The 19,697-nt window shown below is 59.7% G+C and carries 16 protein-coding genes; 11 read left to right on the top strand and 5 right to left on the bottom strand.

The features are described from left to right. Positions 1-32: 32 nt before the first annotated feature. The 3 genes from HNR03_RS07325 to HNR03_RS07315 are packed head-to-tail and all read right to left on the bottom strand — an operon-like array spanning position 33 to position 2,422. Positions 33-434, bottom strand: coding sequence for a DNA polymerase III subunit chi (locus HNR03_RS07325; RefSeq protein ID WP_222589885.1), 402 nt, complete (start codon positions 432-434; stop codon positions 33-35). An 8-nt stretch (positions 435-442) separates the two neighbouring features. Continuing rightward, a complete protein-coding gene (locus tag HNR03_RS07320) occupies positions 443-871 on the bottom strand; it encodes a DNA polymerase III subunit chi (protein ID WP_222589886.1) in 429 nt (142 codons plus the stop codon). Positions 872-931: 60 nt separating this feature from the next. Further along, positions 932-2,422, bottom strand: coding sequence for a leucyl aminopeptidase (locus HNR03_RS07315; RefSeq protein ID WP_259151958.1), 1,491 nt, complete (start codon positions 2,420-2,422; stop codon positions 932-934). A gap of 307 nt (positions 2,423-2,729) precedes the next feature. Between HNR03_RS07315 and lptF the strand changes: the two genes are divergently transcribed. From lptF to pdxJ, 8 genes are all read left to right on the top strand, one after another. Next, positions 2,730-3,848 carry an LPS export ABC transporter permease LptF gene (gene lptF, locus HNR03_RS07310; RefSeq protein ID WP_222589888.1) on the top strand — a complete coding sequence of 373 codons (1,119 nt, stop codon included), beginning with the start codon at positions 2,730-2,732 and terminating at the stop codon, positions 3,846-3,848. Continuing rightward, the gene (gene lptG / locus HNR03_RS07305; protein ID WP_222589889.1) at positions 3,841-4,902 is read left to right on the top strand and encodes an LPS export ABC transporter permease LptG; all 1,062 of its coding nucleotides are present in this window, start codon (positions 3,841-3,843) and stop codon (positions 4,900-4,902) included. Before lptF ends, lptG begins: the two co-directional genes overlap by 8 nt. Before the next feature lie 170 nt (positions 4,903-5,072). Next, complete coding sequence (gene lepA / locus HNR03_RS07300; RefSeq protein ID WP_090188076.1) at positions 5,073-6,872, top strand: translation elongation factor 4; 1,800 nt, start codon at positions 5,073-5,075, stop codon at positions 6,870-6,872. 5 nt (positions 6,873-6,877) lie between these two features. Beyond that, entirely contained in the window at positions 6,878-7,732 is an 855-nt protein-coding gene (gene lepB, locus HNR03_RS07295; protein ID WP_222589890.1) for a signal peptidase I, read from the top strand. Between the two features lie 183 nt (positions 7,733-7,915). Further along, positions 7,916-8,605, top strand: a complete 690-nt coding sequence (gene rnc / locus HNR03_RS07290) for a ribonuclease III (protein ID WP_059403405.1) — start codon at positions 7,916-7,918, stop codon at positions 8,603-8,605. Further along, positions 8,598-9,500: a GTPase Era gene (era, locus tag HNR03_RS07285; RefSeq protein WP_008151577.1), complete on the top strand. Its 903-nt coding sequence runs from the start codon at positions 8,598-8,600 to the stop codon at positions 9,498-9,500. Before rnc ends, era begins: the two co-directional genes overlap by 8 nt. A 165-nt stretch (positions 9,501-9,665) precedes the next feature. Further along, complete coding sequence (gene recO, locus HNR03_RS07280) at positions 9,666-10,349, top strand: DNA repair protein RecO (RefSeq protein WP_259151939.1); 684 nt, start codon at positions 9,666-9,668, stop codon at positions 10,347-10,349. Between the two features lie 51 nt (positions 10,350-10,400). Continuing rightward, positions 10,401-11,147 (top strand): pyridoxine 5'-phosphate synthase, encoded by a 747-nt coding sequence (gene pdxJ, locus HNR03_RS07275; protein WP_259151938.1) that lies wholly within the window; start codon positions 10,401-10,403, stop codon positions 11,145-11,147. A 128-nt stretch (positions 11,148-11,275) separates the two neighbouring features. Here the strand turns inward: pdxJ and mltF are convergent, their stop codons facing one another. Then, positions 11,276-12,736, bottom strand: coding sequence for a membrane-bound lytic murein transglycosylase MltF (mltF, locus tag HNR03_RS07270; RefSeq protein ID WP_259151937.1), 1,461 nt, complete (start codon positions 12,734-12,736; stop codon positions 11,276-11,278). A gap of 274 nt (positions 12,737-13,010) precedes the next feature. Between mltF and purL the strand changes: the two genes are divergently transcribed. From purL to HNR03_RS07255, 3 genes are all read left to right on the top strand, one after another. Then, positions 13,011-16,907 (top strand): phosphoribosylformylglycinamidine synthase, encoded by a 3,897-nt coding sequence (gene purL / locus HNR03_RS07265; protein WP_259151935.1) that lies wholly within the window; start codon positions 13,011-13,013, stop codon positions 16,905-16,907. 5 nt (positions 16,908-16,912) lie between these two features. Further along, positions 16,913-17,224, top strand: coding sequence for a YqfO family protein (locus HNR03_RS07260; protein ID WP_259151933.1), 312 nt, complete (start codon positions 16,913-16,915; stop codon positions 17,222-17,224). A 324-nt stretch (positions 17,225-17,548) separates the two neighbouring features. After that, the gene (locus tag HNR03_RS07255) at positions 17,549-17,815 is read left to right on the top strand and encodes a hypothetical protein (protein WP_259151931.1); all 267 of its coding nucleotides are present in this window, start codon (positions 17,549-17,551) and stop codon (positions 17,813-17,815) included. 133 nt (positions 17,816-17,948) lie between these two features. Here HNR03_RS07255 and nagE read toward each other — a convergent pair whose 3' ends face one another. Continuing rightward, positions 17,949-19,664, bottom strand: coding sequence for an N-acetylglucosamine-specific PTS transporter subunit IIBC (gene nagE, locus HNR03_RS07250; protein ID WP_259151928.1), 1,716 nt, complete (start codon positions 19,662-19,664; stop codon positions 17,949-17,951). Between the last annotated feature and the right edge of the window lie 33 nt (positions 19,665-19,697).

The raw sequence follows: 19,697 nt of genomic DNA, 5'->3' as shown, positions 1-19,697 counted from the left end.
GTGGCTGGCTTGGCTTTTGCTTTGCTTGCGGCTTAAAGCTTGCCGCTTGTAGCTGCGGCGAGCAGCCGTTCCATCCGCGCATCAAGCCGACGCTTGATCTCGGTTTCGATGTGCGGGGCGAAGTCGTCGATCACGTCTTGCATGATCAATAGCGCAGCGGCACGCAGTTCGCTGTCCAGGTGCAGCAATGCGTCAGGGCCTTTGCTGGCAGCCGTCGGCGGTGCTGCGGCCGGGGCCGGCGGTGGTGTCGGTGCGACCGGCTGCGGCGCAGGGCCGGCAGGCTCGAACAACATGGGAATCTGTTCCTGGTCGCCGTCGATGACCGTGTCGGTCAGCAGCGGTGGTTGCAGGTTGTCGTCGCCAAGCAGTTGGCGGATCGACTCAAGGTCGTCCAACAGGTGCGTGGACTTTTGTTGCGGTTTCGGAGTGTCCATCGGAATGCTCAGAGTCGCTGTAAACGGTGATCTTGCAGAGGATAGCCCTGTTCACGGTAGAAACGGAAACTCTCCCGCGCAGCTGCTCGAATCGTCGGATCTTCCACCACCACTTCCGCCACACGGGCGAATTTGTTGGCAAAGGCCGGCACTTTCAGGTCAAGGTTGACCAGCAGGTCCTGATGCGGACCGCAGTCATCGCCCAGGCCCAGGACAATCGAGCTATCCGGTTCGCTTTCGGCGGGGCCGTGGGGCACAAAGCTTTCGCCCTTGAAGGCCCACAACCGTGCATCGAGGTCATCACGCTGGGCGGCATCGCTGCAATGCAGGTAGATGCGGTGGCCCATGCGCCAGGCCTTTTCGGTGAGCTTGCAGGCGAAATCCAGCCGCGCCGACGGGTCGGCGCTGGGCAGGATATAAAAGTCGACTTTGGTCATTGCGGTTCCTGAGCCTCAGGCGGCGTCACCGGAAAGTGACGCCGCCCAGGGTCATCGGTTTCAGGCTTTGGCGCGGTCCAGCAGGTATTGGGTCAGCAGGGGAACCGGACGGCCAGTGGCGCCCTTGTCCTTGCCGCCGCTGGTCCATGCGGTGCCGGCGATGTCCAGGTGTGCCCAGTTCAGGTTCTTGGTGAAACGTGACAGGAAGCAGGCTGCGGTGATGGTGCCGGCTTTCGGGCCGCCAATGTTGGCGATGTCGGCGAACGGGCTGTCCAGCTGTTCTTGATACTCATCGAACAGCGGCAATTGCCAGGCGCGGTCGTCGGCAGTCTTGCCGGCGCTCAGCAGTTGGCCGATCAGTTCGTCGTTGTTGCCCAGCAGGCCGGACGTGTGAGCGCCCAGCGCAACGACGCAAGCGCCGGTCAGGGTCGCGATGTCGATCACGGCTTGCGGCTTGAAGCGCTCGGAGTAGGTCAGGGCATCGCACAGCACCAGGCGGCCTTCGGCGTCGGTGTTGAGGATCTCCACGGTCTGGCCGCTCATGGTGGTGACGATGTCGCCCGGGCGCGAAGCGTTGCCGCTCGGCATGTTCTCGGCGCACGCCAGGATGCAGACCAGGTTGATCGGCAGTTTCAGTTCGAGCACGGCACGCAGGGTGCCGAACACGCTGGCTGCGCCGCCCATGTCGTACTTCATCTCATCCATGCCGGCGCCCGGTTTCAGGCTGATGCCGCCAGTGTCAAAGGTGATGCCCTTGCCGACCAGTGCGTATGGCTGCTCGGATTTCTTGCCGCCGTTGTATTGCATGACGATCAAGCGCGGTGGCTGGGCGCTGCCCTGGCCGACGGCGTAGAACGAGCCCATGCCCAGGTCCTTGATCTTCTTCTCATCGAGGACTTCGACTTTCAGGCCTTTGAACTCCTTGCCCAGGCCCTTGGCCTGTTCGCCGAGGAACGTCGGGTGGCAGATGTTCGGTGGCAGGTTGCCAAGGTTGCGGGTGAAGGCCATGCCGTTGGCGATGGCGGTAGCGTGTGCCACGGCGCGTTCGACTTCAGCCTGTGCTGCCTTGATGGTCACCAAGGTGATTTTCTTCAGGGCGCGCGGCTCGGCTTTCTGGCTCTTGAACTGATCGAAGGTGTATTCGCCGTCCACCAGGGTTTCGGCCAGCAGGCGGGTCTTGCCGTAGCTGTCGCGGCCTTTGACCACGATTTCGTCCAGGGCCAGCACCGCATCGCTGCCGCCCAGGCCTTTGAGGGTATTAAGGAGGCCTGCGACGATTTTACGGAACGGGCGGTCGCCCAGTTCTTCGTCCTTGCCCACGCCCACCAGCAAAACGCGCTCGGCTTTCAGGTTGGGCAGGCTGTGCAGCAACAGGCTCTGGCCAACTTTGCCAGCCAGATCTCCGCGCTTGAGTACAGCGCTGATGGCGCCGCCGCTCAGGTCGTCGAGTTGTTTTGCAGCGGCGCCGAGCTTGCGGTCTTCGCCGACGGCGACCACCAGAGTGGCGGTCTTCAACGTTTCTGGGCTAACGCTTTTTACAACCAGTTCCATGTCCGGGTCCCTGAATTAATGGTCAACGTGCGCGGGCAAAATGGCGGCGCACAGACGCTTGCTTATAAATAGAAAGACGCAGGTCACGGCCCGCGACAAAGGCCGCAGTTTGAACCTCGCTCCCTGCGCCTGACAACCCTCGGCCGTACGATCTTCAACGCATTAACCGCCTGCTTGAGCGTGCGCAGTGACAGGCGCACCCAATCACAGGATAATGCGCCAACTTTTTCGGCGGCCCAGCCTTGCGGGCTGTCTGATACGTTTGCTTGTTTGGCCGCCTTAGCCTGACAACCCTGGAGTGTCTGGTTTGATTGTCTTCCGTTATCTGTCCCGCGAAGTCCTGTTGACCTTGAGCGCCGTCAGCGCCGTGCTGTTGGTCATCATCATGAGCGGTCGCTTCATCAAATACCTTGCCCAGGCGGCTTCTGGCCTCCTGGATCCGGGCTCGCTGTTCCTGATCATGGGTTTTCGCCTGCCTGGCTTTCTGCAGCTGATCCTGCCGCTGGGCCTTTTTCTCGGGATCCTGCTGGCCTACGGTCGCCTGTACCTCGAAAGCGAAATGACCGTGTTGGCGGCCACCGGCATGAGCCAGCAGCGTCTGTTGGTCATGACCCTGTTTCCGGCAACGCTGGTGGCGCTGGTCGTGGCCTGGCTGAGTCTGAGCCTGGCGCCACAAGGTGCCAATCAGTTCCAGTTGCTGTTGAACAAGCAGGACGCGCTGACCGAGTTCGATACCCTGGAGCCCGGGCGATTCCAGGCTCTGCGCGACGGCACCCGGGTGACCTACACCGAGCAGCTGTCGGATGACCGCATCAATCTGGGTGGGGTATTCATTTCGCAAAAGAACGCCAGTTCCGATGAGAAGGATCGCGGGATTACCGTGCTGGTGGCCGAAAAAGGCCGCCAGGAAATCCGCCCTGACGGCAACCGCTACCTGATTCTCGACAACGGCTATCGCTACGACGGTAACCCGGGGCAGGCTGACTATCGGGCCATCAAGTACGACGAGTACGGCGTCTTGCTGCCCAAGCCGGACGTCAGCGACGAAGTCACTGACCGTGACGCCATGACCACCAGTTCCCTGATCGGCAGCGACGACCTGCGCCTTCGTGCCGAACTGCAGTGGCGTCTGTCCCTGCCGCTACTGGTATTCATCGTGAGCCTGATGGCGGTCCCGCTGTCGCGGGTCAACCCGCGTCAGGGCCGTTTCCTCAAGCTGCTGCCGGCGATTCTTCTTTATATGGCTTACCTGAGTATCCTGATTGCCGCTCGCGGTGCCCTCGACAAGGGCAAGACCCCGGCTGCGCTGGGGTTGTGGTGGGTTCACGGGCTTTTCCTGATCATTGGCCTGGGTCTGCTCTACTGGGAGCCGCTGCGCTTGAAGATGGCAAGTCGCCGCAGCGCGCTGGAGGTGGCCCGTGGTTAAGCTCGATCGCTACATCGGTAGCAGCGTATTCGTAGCCATCCTCGCGGTACTGGGGATCATTCTCGGGCTGGCGACGCTGTTTGCCTTCATCGATGAGATGAGTGAGGTCAGCGACACTTACACCTTGATGGACGTGCTCAGCTACGTCTTGCTGACGGCACCTCGGCGTCTTTACGACATGCTGCCGATGGCGGCGCTGATCGGCTGTCTGATCGGCCTTGGCAGCCTGGCCAGCCACAGTGAGCTGACCATCATGCGCGCCGCCGGTGTGTCGACCGGCCGGATCGTCTGGGCAGTCATGAAGCCGATGCTGGTCTTGATGGTGGTGGGTGTGCTGATCGGCGAATACATCGCGCCGGCTACTGAAGTGACCGCGCAGGCCAATCGCTCGTTGGCCCAGGGCAGTGGTGATGCGCAAAGCGCCAAGCATGGCCTGTGGCACCGCCAGGGGGAGGAGTTCATTCACGTCAACTCCGTACAGCCCAATGGCCTGCTGTATGGCGTGACCCGTTATCGTTTCGACGATCAACGCCACATGCTGTCTTCAAGCTTCGCCAAGCGTGCAGAGTTCGACAAGGATCACTGGCAGCTTACCGATGTCACCACCACGCTGTTCCATGACAAGAGCACCGAAGTGGTCACAGTGCCAGTAGAGCGCTGGGAAATTGCTCTGAGCCCGCAATTGTTGAGCACGGTGGTGATGGTGCCCGAAGCGCTGTCGATTTCCGGGTTGTGGGGTTATATCCATTACCTGGCTGACCAGGGGTTGAGCAACGGTCGTTACTGGCTGGCGTTTTGGGTCAAGGTGTTGCAGCCATTGGTGACCGCCGCGCTGGTACTGATGGCTATTTCCTTTATCTTTGGTCCGCTGCGTTCGGTGACCCTCGGTCAGCGAGTCTTCACGGGCGTGCTGGTGGGCTTTAGCTTCCGCATCGCTCAGGACTTGCTGGGGCCTTCAAGCCTGGTGTTCGGTTTCTCACCGCTGCTCGCGGTGCTGGTCCCTACGGGTATCTGTGCCCTGGCCGGTATCTTTTTGTTGCGTCGGGCTGGCTGATCCGGGGTTTTTCCTGATCCTGCAGGCAAGAAAAACGCCTCGGTCGCAAGACCGGGGCGTTTTTGTAAGCGCCGTCTGACCTGCGAACGTGACGCTTGCGCCGAGGATCAGGTACAATTCCCGGCTATTTTTCGGCGGGCTATGCCTGCAGCCTTTTTGAGTGTTGATCCGTGAGTGATTTGAGTCATATCCGCAATTTCTCCATCATCGCCCACATTGACCATGGCAAGTCGACGCTGGCCGATCGCTTCATCCAGATGTGCGGCGGCCTTGCCGAGCGCGAAATGGAAGCCCAGGTACTGGACTCCATGGACCTGGAACGTGAACGCGGGATCACCATCAAGGCCCATAGCGTCACCCTTTATTACACCGCCCGTGATGGCATCAAATACCAGCTGAACTTCATTGACACCCCCGGCCACGTTGACTTTACCTACGAAGTCAGCCGGTCGCTGGCGGCGTGTGAAGGTGCGTTGCTGGTAGTTGACGCCGGCCAGGGTGTTGAAGCTCAGTCCGTTGCCAATTGCTACACGGCCATCGAGCAGGGCCTTGAAGTCATGCCGGTGCTGAACAAGATCGACCTGCCTCAGGCCGATCCGGACCGCGTAAAAGAAGAAATCGAAAAAATCATCGGCATCGACGCCACCGACGCGGTCGAGTGCAGTGCCAAGACCGGCCTGGGCGTCGACGAAGTGCTCGAGCGCCTGGTTCACACCATTCCTGCGCCGACCGGCAACTACGAAGATCCGCTCCAAGCGTTGATCATCGACTCCTGGTTCGACAACTACCTGGGCGTTGTTTCCCTGGTTCGCGTGCGTCACGGTCGGGTGAAGAAGGGCGACAAGATCCTGGTGAAGTCCACCGGTAAGATCCACCTGGTGGACAGCGTCGGTGTCTTCAACCCGAAACACACTGCCACCGTTGACCTGAAAGCCGGCGAAGTGGGCTTCATCATCGCCGGCATCAAGGACATTCACGGTGCGCCGGTCGGTGACACCCTGACCTTGAGCTCGACGCCTGATGTAGACGTGCTGCCAGGCTTCAAACGCATTCAGCCGCAGGTTTACGCCGGTCTGTTTCCGGTCAGTTCCGACGACTTCGAAGATTTCCGTGAAGCCCTGCAAAAGCTCACGCTCAACGACTCGTCCCTGCAGTACACCCCGGAAAGCTCCGACGCCCTGGGCTTCGGCTTCCGTTGCGGGTTCCTCGGCATGCTGCACATGGAAATCATCCAGGAGCGCCTTGAGCGCGAGTACGACCTGGACCTGATCACCACGGCGCCGACGGTAATTTTCGAGCTGTTGCTGAAAACCGGTGAAACGATTTACGTCGATAACCCGTCGAAGCTCCCGGACGTGTCTTCGATCGAAGACATGCGTGAACCGATCGTGCGGGCCAATATTCTTGTGCCGCAAGAGCACCTGGGCAACGTCATTACCCTGTGCATCGAGAAGCGTGGCGTGCAGCACGACATGCTATTCCTCGGCTCCCAGGTCCAGGTGACCTACGATATTCCGATGAACGAAGTGGTCCTGGACTTCTTCGACCGTCTGAAATCCACCAGTCGCGGCTATGCTTCGCTGGACTACCATTTTGATCGTTACCAATCGGCTAGTCTGGTGAAACTGGATGTGCTGATCAACGGTGACAAGGTCGACGCCCTGGCGCTGATCGTGCACCGTGACAATGCGCACTACAAAGGTCGCCAGTTGACCGAGAAGATGAAAGAACTGATTCCGCGCCAGATGTTCGACGTCGCGATCCAGGCCGCCATTGGCGGGCAGATCATTGCGCGAACCTCTGTCAAGGCACTCAGAAAGAACGTATTGGCCAAATGCTACGGCGGCGACGTCAGCCGCAAGCGCAAGCTGTTGGAAAAGCAAAAGGCCGGTAAGAAACGCATGAAGCAAGTCGGCAACGTGGAAATTCCACAAGAAGCCTTCCTTGCAGTGCTCAGGTTGGATAGTTAGGTCCTATGTCACTAAATTTCCCGCTGTTGCTGGTCATCGCCGTGTTCGTCTGCGGCCTGTTGGCGTTGCTCGATCTGCTTTTCCTGGCGCCGCGTCGGCGTGCCGCCATTGCCTCCTATCAGGGCAGCGTCAGCCAGCCTGATGGGGTGGTCGTCGAGAAACTGAACAAAGAGCCGCTGCTGGTCGAATACGGCAAGTCGTTCTTTCCGGTGCTGTTCATCGTGCTGGTGCTGCGTTCGTTCCTGGTGGAACCGTTCCAGATTCCGTCCGGCTCGATGAAACCGACCCTGGACGTCGGCGACTTCATTTTGGTGAGCAAGTTTTCGTACGGTATCCGCCTGCCGGTGATCGACACGAAAGTCATCGAAGTGGGTAATCCGCAGCGTGGCGATGTGATGGTGTTCCGCTATCCGAGCGATCCGAACGTCAACTACATCAAGCGTGTAGTCGGCCTGCCGGGTGACCAGATTCGCTACACCGCCGACAAGCATCTGTTCGTCAACGGTGAATCGATCGCCGAGCAACTGGTCGGCTCCGAGCCGGGCACGCTGGGCAGTGCCGAGCTCTACAAGGAAAAACTCGGCGCCGCCGAGCACCTGATCCGCAAGGAAATGAGCCGCTATCGCGCGACGCCGGACCATACCTGGACCGTGCCTGCCGGGCACTACTTCATGATGGGCGACAACCGCGACAACTCAAACGACAGTCGCTATTGGGATGATCCGAGCATTCCCAAGGATCTGCTGGGCATGGTTCCCGACAAGAATATCGTCGGCAAGGCCTTCGCAGTCTGGATGAGCTGGCCGGAACCCAAACTCAGTCACCTGCCGAATTTCTCGCGGGTTGGCCTGATCAAGTAATCACAACGGCGCTGTTGAACACAGCGCCGAATGCATTTCTGGAGTCGGCACAATCGGCGGCAGAAGCATGAAAACAATGATATTCAGGACGTTATTTTTGAACACAGCGTTAATTGTCCCAAGCCTGCGCCGTCTTTCAGCCAAGGCAGTGGAATCCAGCCACGAACTCAGCGTGGGTAAACCGTGAGCGTTTCTTTAAGCCGTCTAGAGCGTCAGCTCGGCTACACCTTCAAGGATCAGGAACTGATGGTCCTGGCCCTGACCCACCGCAGTTTTGCCGGGCGCAACAACGAACGCCTGGAATTCCTCGGTGATGCCATCCTCAACTTCGTTGCCGGCGAGGCGCTGTTCGATCGCTTCCCGCTGGCCCGCGAAGGCCAGTTGTCGCGTTTGCGCGCCCGCCTGGTGAAAGGTGAGACGCTGGCTGTACTGGCCCGCGGTTTCGACCTCGGCGACTACCTGCGCCTGGGCTCGGGTGAGTTGAAAAGCGGCGGTTTCCGTCGCGAGTCAATTCTGGCTGATGCCCTGGAAGCCTTGATTGGTGCGATCTACCTGGACGCCGGCATGGACATGGCGCGCGAGCGCGTTCTCGCCTGGCTGGCCGGTGAGTTCGAAGGCCTGACGCTGGTCGACACCAACAAAGATCCAAAGACCCGCCTGCAGGAATTCCTGCAATCGCGTGGTTGTGAGCTGCCGCGTTACGAAGTGGTAGATATCCAGGGTGAGCCGCATTGCCGGACGTTCTTCGTCGAATGTGAAATCACCTTACTGAATGAAAAAAGCCGAGGTCAGGGTGTGAGTCGTCGTATTGCCGAACAGGTAGCGGCCGCTGCAGCACTGATTGCCCTGGGCGTGGAGAATGGCCATGACTGATTCAACCGCAACACGCTGTGGCTATGTTGCCATCGTCGGCCGTCCGAACGTGGGCAAGTCCACGCTGCTGAACCACATTCTGGGTCAGAAGCTGGCGATCACCTCGCGCAAGCCGCAAACCACCCGCCACAACATGCTGGGCATCAAGACCGAAGGCGCCGTGCAGGCGATCTACGTCGACACCCCGGGCATGCACAAGGGCGGCGAAAAGGCCCTGAACCGCTACATGAACAAGACCGCTTCGGCGGCGTTGAAAGACGTCGACGTGGTGATCTTCGTGGTTGATCGCACCAAGTGGACCGATGAAGACCAGATGGTCCTCGAACGCGTCCAGTACGTGACCGGCCCGCTGATCGTGGCGCTGAACAAGACCGACCGTATCGAAGACAAAGCCGAGCTGATGCCGCACCTGACGTGGTTGCAGGAACAGCTGCCGAACGCGCAGATCATGCCGATTTCGGCCCAGCACGGGCATAACCTGGAGACCCTGGAACGCGTGATTGCCGGTTACTTGCCGGAAAACGATCACTTCTTCCCGGAAGACCAGATCACCGACCGCAGCAGCCGCTTCCTCGCCGCTGAACTGGTGCGCGAGAAAATCATGCGCCAGATGGGCGCCGAGCTGCCGTACCAGATCACCGTGGAAATCGAAGAGTTCAAGCAGCAGGGCAAAACCCTGCACATCCATGCGCTGATCCTCGTCGAACGTGACGGCCAGAAGAAAATCATCATTGGCGACAAGGGCGAGCGCATCAAGCGCATCGGCACCGAGGCGCGCAAGGACATGGAGCTGCTGTTCGACTCCAAGATCATGCTCAACCTTTGGGTCAAAGTGAAAGGCGGCTGGTCCGACGACGAGCGAGCCCTGCGTTCGCTGGGTTACGGCGACCTGTAACACCCGGTTCGAGATACACCGGAAAACCTGTGGGAGCGGGCTTGCCCGCGAAGAGGATGTAACATTCAGCATTAATGTTGACTGTCACACCGTATTCGCGAGCAAGCCCGCTCCCACATTGGTTTCAGGGTGTTTGTAAAACTGTGCTCTGTCATTGAGAACTCTATGTCCCAGCCCCTCGGCCAACCCGCCTACGTCCTCCACTCCCGCGCCTACCGCGAAACCAGTGCACTGGTGGACTTCCTCACGCCGCAAGGTCGGCTGCGGGCGGTGTTGCGTAGCGCGCGGGGCAAGGCTGGAACGTTGGCACGGCCGTTCGTGCCGCTGGAAGTCGAATTCCGCGGTCGTGGTGAGTTGAAGAATGTCGGGCGCATGGAAAGTGCCGGTGTTTCCACCTGGCTCAATGGCGAGGCGCTATTCAGCGGTCTCTACCTTAATGAGCTGTTGATTCGCCTGTTGCCCTCCGAAGACCCGCATCCCGCGGTGTTCGATCACTACGCCGCGACGCTGCTGGCCCTGGCCGAAGGACGTCCGCTGGAGCCGTTGCTGCGCTCCTTCGAATGGCGCCTGCTGGATGACCTCGGTTATGGCTTTGCGCTGAACACCGACATCCACGGCGAGCCCATCGCCCCGGACGGCCTCTACCGTCTGCAAGTGGACGCCGGCCTGGAGCAGGTCTACTTGCTCCAGCCCGGTCTGTTCAACGGCACCGAGCTGTTGGCCATGGCCGACGCCGACTGGTCGGCACCGGGTGCGTTATCCGCTGCCAAGCGCCTGATGCGTCAGGCCCTTGCCGTGCATCTGGGCGGTCGACCGCTGGTTTCCAGAGAGTTGTTTCGAAAGCCGTAAATTCTCCCTGTATGCTGTGCACCGAACTTTCCCCTCTTCAGGAGCGCTTCCGTGACCACCAGCAATCGCATTCTTCTTGGCGTGAACATTGATCACGTTGCCACCCTGCGTCAGGCCCGGGGCACTCGCTATCCGGACCCGGTCAAGGCCGCACTGGACGCGGAAGAGGCGGGCGCTGACGGCATCACCGTGCATTTGCGTGAAGATCGTCGACACATCCAGGAGCGCGACGTGTTACTGCTCAAGGACGTGCTGCAAACCCGCATGAATTTCGAAATGGGCGTCACCGAGGAAATGATGGCGTTCGCCGAGCGTATTCGCCCGGCGCACATTTGCCTGGTCCCGGAAACCCGTCAGGAACTGACCACCGAAGGTGGTCTGGACGTCGCCGGGCAGGAAGCGCGGATCAAGGCGGCGGTGGATCGGTTGGCGAAGATCGGTTGTGAAGTGTCGCTGTTCATCGACGCGGACGAGCGGCAGATCGAAGCGTCACGTCGTGTCGGCGCGCCTGCCATCGAATTGCACACCGGCCGTTACGCCGATGCCGAGACACCCACCGAAGTGGCTGAAGAGCTCAAGCGGGTCGCTGACGGTGTGGCCTTTGGTTTGGCCCAGGGTTTGATCGTCAACGCCGGTCACGGCCTGCACTATCACAACGTTGAAGCGGTGGCCGCGATCAAGGGCATCAACGAATTGAACATCGGCCATGCGCTGGTGGCTCATGCGCTGTTTGTCGGGTTCAAGTCGGCAGTGTCGGAAATGAAAGCAATGATCCTGGCCGCCGCCGCAAAAGCCTAAGCCAAACACAAAACCAAATGTGGGAGCGGGCTTGCTTGCGAAGGCGGTGTGTCAATCGACATCAATGTTGACTGATGCACCGCCTTCGCGAGCAAGCCCGCTCCCACAGTTTTGATTGGTGGTGATGGTTAAAGCGGTGGGTTTTCCACATTTGGCTTGGTCTTGTCGACTCCAGGTACGTGCAGGTTGCCCTCGGCCACCTGATTGCCTTCAAGCTGCGGTTGCGTGACCCACGTCAGGATGTCGTAGTAGCGACGGATGTTCGCCACGAAGTGCACCGGTTCGCCGCCCCGGGCGTAGCCGTAACGCGTCTTGCTGTACCACTTTTTCTCAGACAGGCGCGGCAGGATCTTCTTCACGTCCAGCCACTTGTCCGGATTCAGTCCTTCCTTGGCCGCCAGTTTGCGCGCGTCATCCAGGTGACCGCTGCCGACGTTGTAGGCCGCTAGCGCGAACCAGGTGCGATCCGGTTCCTGGATCGAATCATCCAGCTGATCCTTCATGTAACTCAGGTATTTTGCGCCGCCCATGATGCTTTGTTTGGGGTCGAGGCGATTGGACACGCCCATGGCTTGCGCCGTGTTCTGGGTCAGCATCATCAGTCCGCGCACGCCGGTCTTGGACGTGACCGCTGATTGCCATAAGGATTCCTGATAACCGATTGCCGCCAGCAGACGCCAGTCGACTTTTTCTTTCTTGGCGTATGCCTTGAAGTGCTGCTCGTATTTGGGCAACCGCTGCTGCAAGTGCTGGGCGAAAGTGGTAGCGCCCATGTAGCCGAGGACGTCGACGTGGCCGTAGTAACGATCCTTGAGGCGTTGCAGGGTGCCGTTTTCCTTTACCTTGTCGAGGTAGGCGTTGATTTCGTTGAGCAGGCTGTTGTCATCGCCGACGGCTACGGCCCAGCTCTGATTGCTGGCGTCACCGAGGTCGAAGGCCACGCGCACATTGGGGAAGTAGACCTGGTTCATCGCCACTTCGTTGGAGTCGACCAGGGTCAGGTCGATCTGACCTTCGTCCACCATGCGCAGCAGGTCGACGACTTCAACCGCGTCGGACTCTTCGTATTCAATGCCGGGGAATTTCTTTTTCAGCCCCGCCAGTTGCTCGGCGTGGGTGCTGCCCTTGAGCACCATGATCTTCTTGCCGACCAGGTCGCCCGCATCGGTCGGCCTCGATTGGCCGTTGCGGTAGATGACCTGTGGGGTGACTTCCAGATAAGGGTGGGAAAACCGCACCTGCTTTTTGCGTTCTTCGCTGCTGACCAGGCCGGCAGCAGCGAGCACCGGGCCGTTGGGCTTGCCCACCTGGCTGAACAGGTCGTCGAGGTTGTCGGCGGTCTCGATCTTGAGTTTCACCCCCAGATCGTCGGCGAAGCGCTTCACCAGCTCGTATTCGAAGCCGGTTTCACCGTTGCGATCCTGAAAGTAGGTGGCGGGGCTGTTTCGGGTAATGACCCGCAGCACGCCATCCTCCTTTACGCGCTCCAGCGTGTTGGGTTTATCAACACAGCCACTGAGCATCAGGAAGAGTCCGGTTGCGATCAGCCATTTGGCGTACCGCGGACGCAAAGCCGTTGGGGAAAACATTTGCGCAGTATACGCAAAGGACCACGAGCGCCATATCTCGACAGCGAAGGGCTTGTCTGATAGGGGGTGAAAAACCTGCTTGGAGCCCACAGGAATGGGCTTGAAGCGATTTTTGTGACAGCAAAAATATCCGTTGCCAGCCCCCGGATTCAGCGCTGAATACCCGGCCCGACGTTCGGGTGCAGCCGTGCGTACCGTTTCGGGTGATGTCGCGGGCGGTTTAGGCTAGAATGCACGGCCTCAAAGCACACCCCTTCCCGAGGCTGTCCCGAAGATGTTGATCCTGCGCGGCGCTCCTGCCCTTTCTGCCTTTCGCCACAGCAAACTCCTTGAGCAACTGAGCCAGAAGGTCCCGGCTGTCAGCGGCTTGTATGCTGAATTCGCTCACTTCGCCGAAGTTACCGGCGTCCTGACCGGCGACGAACAGCAGGTGCTCGCGCGCCTTCTGAAGTACGGCCCAAGTGTTCCGGTACAAGAGCCAACCGGTCGTCTGTTCCTGGTGTTGCCGCGTTTCGGCACCATTTCGCCGTGGTCCAGCAAGGCCAGCGACATCGCTCGCAATTGCGGCCTGACCAAGATCCAGCGCCTGGAGCGCGGCATCGCGTTCTACGTTGCCGGTCAGTTCAGCGACGCCCAGGCGCAGCTGATCTCGGATGCGCTGCATGACCGCATGACCCAGATCGTCCTTGGCAACCTCGAGCAGGCCGCTGGCCTCTTCAGCCACGCCACGCCGAAGCCGCTGACCGCGATCGACGTGCTCGGTGGCGGCCGCGCCGCGCTGGAAAAAGCCAACACCGAGCTGGGCCTGGCCCTGGCCGAAGACGAGATCGATTACCTGGTCAACGCCTTCATTGGCTTGAAGCGCAATCCGCATGACATCGAACTGATGATGTTCGCCCAGGCAAACTCCGAGCACTGCCGCCACAAGATCTTCAACGCCAGTTGGGATATCGACGGTCAGAGCCAGGAAAAAAGCCTGTTCGGCATGATCAAGAACACCTACGTGATGCACAGCGAAGGCGTTCTGTCGGCCTACAAGGACAACGCTTCGGTGATCGTCGGTAACGTCGCCGGCCGTTTCTTCCCGGACCCTGAAACCCGCCAGTACGGCGCGGTGCAGGAACCGGTGCACATCCTGATGAAAGTCGAAACCCACAACCACCCGACCGCGATTGCCCCGTTCCCGGGCGCATCCACCGGTTCCGGTGGCGAGATCCGTGACGAAGGCGCGACCGGTCGCGGTGCCAAGCCGAAGGCTGGCCTGACCGGTTTCACCGTGTCCAACCTGCAGATTCCGGGCTTCGAGCAGCCGTGGGAAGTGCCGTACGGCAAGCCTGAGCGCATCGTTACCGCGCTGGACATCATGATCGAAGGCCCACTGGGTGGCGCCGCGTTCAACAATGAATTTGGTCGTCCGGCGCTGACCGGTTACTTCCGTACCTTCGAACAGTCGATCACCACCCCGCGTGGCGACGAGGTTCGCGGTTACCACAAGCCGATCATGCTGGCTGGCGGCATGGGTAACATCCGTGCCGAACACGTGCAGAAAGGCGAGATCACCGTCGGCTCCAAGCTGATCGTCCTCGGCGGCCCGGCGATGCTGATCGGTCTGGGCGGCGGCGCGGCTTCCTCCATGGCCACCGGCACCAGTTCGGCAGACCTGGACTTCGCTTCGGTTCAGCGTGAAAACCCTGAGATGGAACGCCGTTGCCAGGAAGTCATCGACCGTTGCTGGCAACTGGGTGACAAGAACCCGATCAGCTTCATCCACGACGTCGGCGCGGGCGGTCTGTCCAACGCCTTCCCGGAACTGGTCAACGACGGTAACCGCGGCGGTCGCTTCGAACTGCGCAACATTCCAAACGACGAGCCGGGCATGGCCCCGCACGAAATCTGGAGTAACGAATCCCAGGAACGCTATGTTCTGGCGGTCGGCCCGGCTGACTTCGAGCGCTTCCAGGCCATCTGCGAACGTGAGCGTTGCCCGTTTGCCGTGGTCGGCGAAGCCACTGCCGAGCCGCAACTGACGGTCACCGACAGCCACTTCGGCAACAGCCCGGTGGACATGCCGCTCGAAGTGCTGCTAGGCAAAGCCCCGCGCATGCACCGTTCGGCCGTTCGCGAAAACGAACTGGGCGACGATTTCGATCCATCGACTCTGGACATTGCAAACTGCGTCGAGCGCGTTCTGCATCACCCGGCCGTCGCGAGCAAAAGCTTCCTGATCACCATCGGCGACCGCACCATCACCGGCCTCGTGGCCCGTGACCAAATGGTCGGCCCGTGGCAGGTTCCGGTGGCCGACGTTGCCGTCACCGCCACCAGCTTCGACGTCTACACCGGTGAAGCCATGGCGATGGGCGAGCGTACTCCGCTGGCACTGCTGGACGCTCCGGCGTCGGGCCGCATGGCCATCGGCGAAACCCTGACCAACATTGCCGCCTCGCGCATCAACAAGATCTCCGACATCAAACTGTCGGCGAACTGGATGTCCGCAGCCGGTCACCCGGGTGAAGACGCGCGTCTGTACGACACCGTGAAAGCGGTCGGCATGGAACTGTGCCCGGACTTGGGCATCACCATTCCGGTGGGCAAGGACTCGATGTCCATGGCCACGCGCTGGAACGACGAAGGCGTCGACAAGACCGTGACCTCGCCGATGTCCCTGATCGTGACCGGTTTCGCGCCAGTGGCTGACATCCGTCAGACCCTGACCCCGGAACTGCGCATGGACAAGGGCACCACCGACCTGATCCTGATCGATCTGGGCTGTGGCCAGAACCGCATGGGCGCCTCGATCCTTGCTCAGGTTCACGGCAAGCTCGGCTCGCAAGCGCCGGACGTCGATGATGCCGAAGACCTCAAGGCGTTCTTCGCCGTGATCCAGGGCCTCAACGCCGACGGTCACCTGCTGGCGTACCACGACCGTTCCGACGGTGGTCTGCTGACCACAACCGTGGAAATGGCCTTCGCCGGCCATTGCGGCCTGAGCCTGAACCTCGACGGTCTGGCAGAAACTTCCGCCGATATCGCCGCGATCCTGTTCAACGAAGAGCTGGGCGCCGTGATCCAGGTTCGTCAGGACGCGACCCCGGACATCCTCGCGCAGTTCAGCGCTGCCGGTTTGGGCGAGTGCGTGTCGGTGATCGGTCAGCCAATCAACAATGGCCAGATCAACATCACCTTCAACGGCGAAACCGTGTTTGAAGGTCAGCGTCGTCTGCTGCAACGTCAGTGGGCTGAAACCAGCTACCAGATCCAGCGTCTGCGTGACAACGCCGACTGCGCCGAACAAGAGTTCGACGTGTTGCTGGAAGAAGACAATCCGGGCCTGAGCGTCAAACTCAGCTTCGATGTCAACCAGGACGTCGCTGCGCCTTACATCAAGAAAGGCATCCGTCCACAGGTTGCCGTGCTGCGTGAGCAGGGCGTCAACGGTCAGGTGGAAATGGCGGCTGCGTTCGACCGTGCCGGTTTCAACGCAATCGACGTGCACATGAGTGACATTCTGGCCGGCCGTGTCGACCTGAACGAGTTCAAGGGTCTGGTCGCTTGCGGTGGTTTCTCCTACGGTGACGTACTCGGCGCCGGTGAGGGCTGGGCCAAGTCGGCGCTGTTCAACAGCCGTGCTCGCGATGCGTTCCAGGGTTTCTTCGAACGTAACGACAGCTTCACCCTCGGCGTGTGCAACGGTTGCCAGATGATGTCCAACCTGCACGAGCTGATCCCGGGCAGCGAGTTCTGGCCGCACTTCGTGCGCAACCGTTCCGAGCAGTTCGAAGCGCGCGTGGCGATGGTTCAGGTTCAGGAGTCGAATTCGATCTTCCTGCAGGGCATGGCCGGTTCGCGTATGCCGATCGCTATCGCTCACGGTGAAGGTCATGCCGAGTTCGCCAGTGAAGAAGCGTTGCTGGAAGCTGATCTGTCGGGTTGTGTGGCGATGCGTTTTGTCGACAACCACGGCAAGGTCACCGAAAAGTATCCGGCCAACCCGAACGGTTCGCCGCGCGGGATCACCGGTTTGACCAGTCGCGACGGTCGCGTGACGATCATGATGCCGCACCCGGAGCGTGTGTTCCGCGCGGTGCAGAACTCGTGGCGTTCGGAAGACTGGAACGAGGACGCACCTTGGATGCGTATGTTCCGTAATGCTCGCGTCTGGGTGAACTAAGCGCTGTGTACAAGCTCGGTTTTTTTGTTCCGGCCAGTCATGTGGAGCAGGTCAAGAGTGCTGTATTCGCTGCGGGTGCTGGGCGGATCGGGGCTTATGATCATTGTGCGTGGCAGGTGCTTGGGCTTGGTCAGTTTCGCCCTTTGGACGGCAGTCAGCCGTTCATTGGTGAGGCGGGGCAGGTCGAGCAGGTTGAGGAATGGAAGGTTGAGCTTGTGGTGGCGGATGAGTTGATTCGTTCTGTGGTGATGGCTCTGAAGCAGAGCCATCCCTATGAGACGCCGGCTTACGAGGTGTGGCGGTTGGAGGATTTTTGATCTGCCTGCTGCTGAAAAGAGAAACCCGCTGAATTTGGATTCAGCGGGTTTTTTGTTGCCTCCAGTTTAGTTGAGTGCAGACACTGAAGTTGCTCTTGGCGGCAAATCGAGGGTTGTAACTTCTTGCTCCGCAGTCGCAGTCGCAGTGCAGATGAAAAATCCAGGTAAACCTAGGATGGTCAGTAGTGTTGCTGGATCTTCAAACGGGATAGCCTTTTACCTTTGGTCAGATAATGATCTGTACCTGTTAGTTCTGACAGTTGTCGTAAACGGCCGGGTACGGTTTGATGAGTTTCCATAACTCAGCGTTAAAGGACTATTGCTATGACTGTCGAAAACTCAGTTGAAGTGCGTGATTCGCAAGGGAATGAGGTTGTTGAAGGCAGCGAAATCAAGCCGGGATTTGTCTATTTCGAAATTGATACGAAACCCGGCAGCAAAGTGGAAGTGCTGGTTAACGGTGACGTAAAGGTTAGCCATGTGGGTGGAGGCGCCACGCTGGGTCTTCCATTCAAAACAGGGCGGTATATTACTGTGATTAAATTCCAACATCAGGATGAGGAGAAAAAACTCACTTTCACCGTTGCCTAGTGATCGGTAAGGCCCGAACATCGTTGCACCGCCGCTCCCACATTTAACCGGGTCTTTCATGGAATTCAGGCATACCACCGATCTAGTGTGGGAGCGGGCTGCTCGCGAAGGCGGACGATCAGGCATCGACAATTCAGACCTTGGCACTCACTTCACTGCGATTGACCAGCACTTCCAGCGCTTCACTCAAACTCTGTGCCTTTTCACCAATCAATAAATGCCAAACCCCTCCGTCGAGCTGGCTGACGCCCTGGCACCCCAGAGCCTTCAAATCACATTCCGACAATGCCTTGCCATCCGCCAGTTGCAGCCGGATCCGGGTCATGGCGATGCAATCCATTTGTAATACGTTTTCGCCGCCACCCAATGCCTTCAGCCATTTCTGCGTTTCTGAATGCGTCACTGCTTCTGGTTCTGGTGCGTCGATAACAGCAGGAGGGGAGGAGACGAGTGCGCGTCCCAACGCAGGCATTGCCAGTCGAATTTCATCGGCGATGCTGTCCGCCATCGGCCCGACCACTACTTGCAGACTTCCGCCCTTGCCTGGACGCACAACCGCCATCGCCCCCAGGGCTTTCAGTTCCGCATCGTTTGCCTTGTTGCGATCCACCATGTCCAGTCGCAACCGTGTCGTGCATGCCCCTACGGTTATCAGGTTTTGCGCGCCGCCCAGCGCCTTGATGTAAGCCCCGGCGCGTTCGTTTTCGGCGATCACGACTTTGTCACCTGTGGGCACTTCTTCGCGTCCCGGTGTCTTGAGGTTGAAGCGGCGGATGCAGAAATCGAACACCGCGTAGTAGATCACCGCATACGCCAGCCCGACTGGCACGACCAACCAGCCGTTGGTGGATTTGCCCCAGCCGAGAATCATGTCGATGAAGCCGCCGGAAAAGGTGAAGCCCAAATGGATGTTCAGCGCGTTGGTGATTGCCATCGACAATCCCGTCAACAGCGCATGCACCAGATACAGCAGCGGTGCGAGGAACATGAAGGCGAATTCGATGGGTTCGGTGACACCGGTCAAAAAGGAGGTCAACGCCATCGACAGGAAGATCCCGCCCATGACCTTGCGCCGTTCCGGCAGGGCGTTGCGGTACATCGCCAGGCAGGCGGCCGGGAGGCCGAAGATCATCATCGGGAACATCCCGGTCATGAACTGGCCGCCCTTCGGGTCGCCGGCGAAGTAGCGCGAGAGGTCGCCGGTGACGATGGCGCCTGTGGTCGGGTCGGTGAAGTTGCCGAAGACGAACCACGCCATGTTGTTGAGGATGTGGTGCAGGCCGGTGACGATCAGCAGGCGGTTGAACACGCCGAAGACGAAGGCGCCAAAACTGCCACTCTCCATCATCAACGTACCGAAGTCGTTGATCCCGTGTTGGATCGGCGGCCAGATGAAACCGAACACCACGCCCAGGCCGACGGCAGCGAACCCGGTGACGATCGGCACGAAGCGCCGGCCGCCAAAGAAGGCCAGGTACTCCGGCAACTTGATGTCCTTGAAGCGGTTGTACAGCGCGCCGGCCATCAAGCCGCTGACGATCCCGGCGAGCATGCCCATGTTGATGCTTGCATCCAGCACCTTGAGAGTTGAGATCATTACCAGGTAACCAATCACGCCCGCGAGGCCTGCGGTGCCGTTGTTGTCCTTGGCGAAGCCGACTGCGATGCCGATGGCGAAGATCATCGCCAGGTTGGCAAAGATGACCTGGCCGGCGTCGTGGATGATCGCGATGTTCAGCAGGTCAGTGTCGCCCAGGCGCAGCAGTAACCCTGCAATCGGCAGGATCGCGATGGGTAGCATCAGTGCGCGGCCGAGGCGTTGCAGGCCTTCGATGAAGTATTGGTACATGGCGGTTCTCCCTGCGTTCTTTTTGTTTTAGAT

Origin of the sequence: Pseudomonas sp. JAI111, from assembly GCF_024809425.1 — a bacterium.
Classification (GTDB): Bacteria; Pseudomonadota; Gammaproteobacteria; order Pseudomonadales; family Pseudomonadaceae; genus Aquipseudomonas.
The sequence above is the reverse complement of the archived record's forward strand: the minus strand, read 5'-3'. Positions and strand labels throughout refer to the sequence as shown.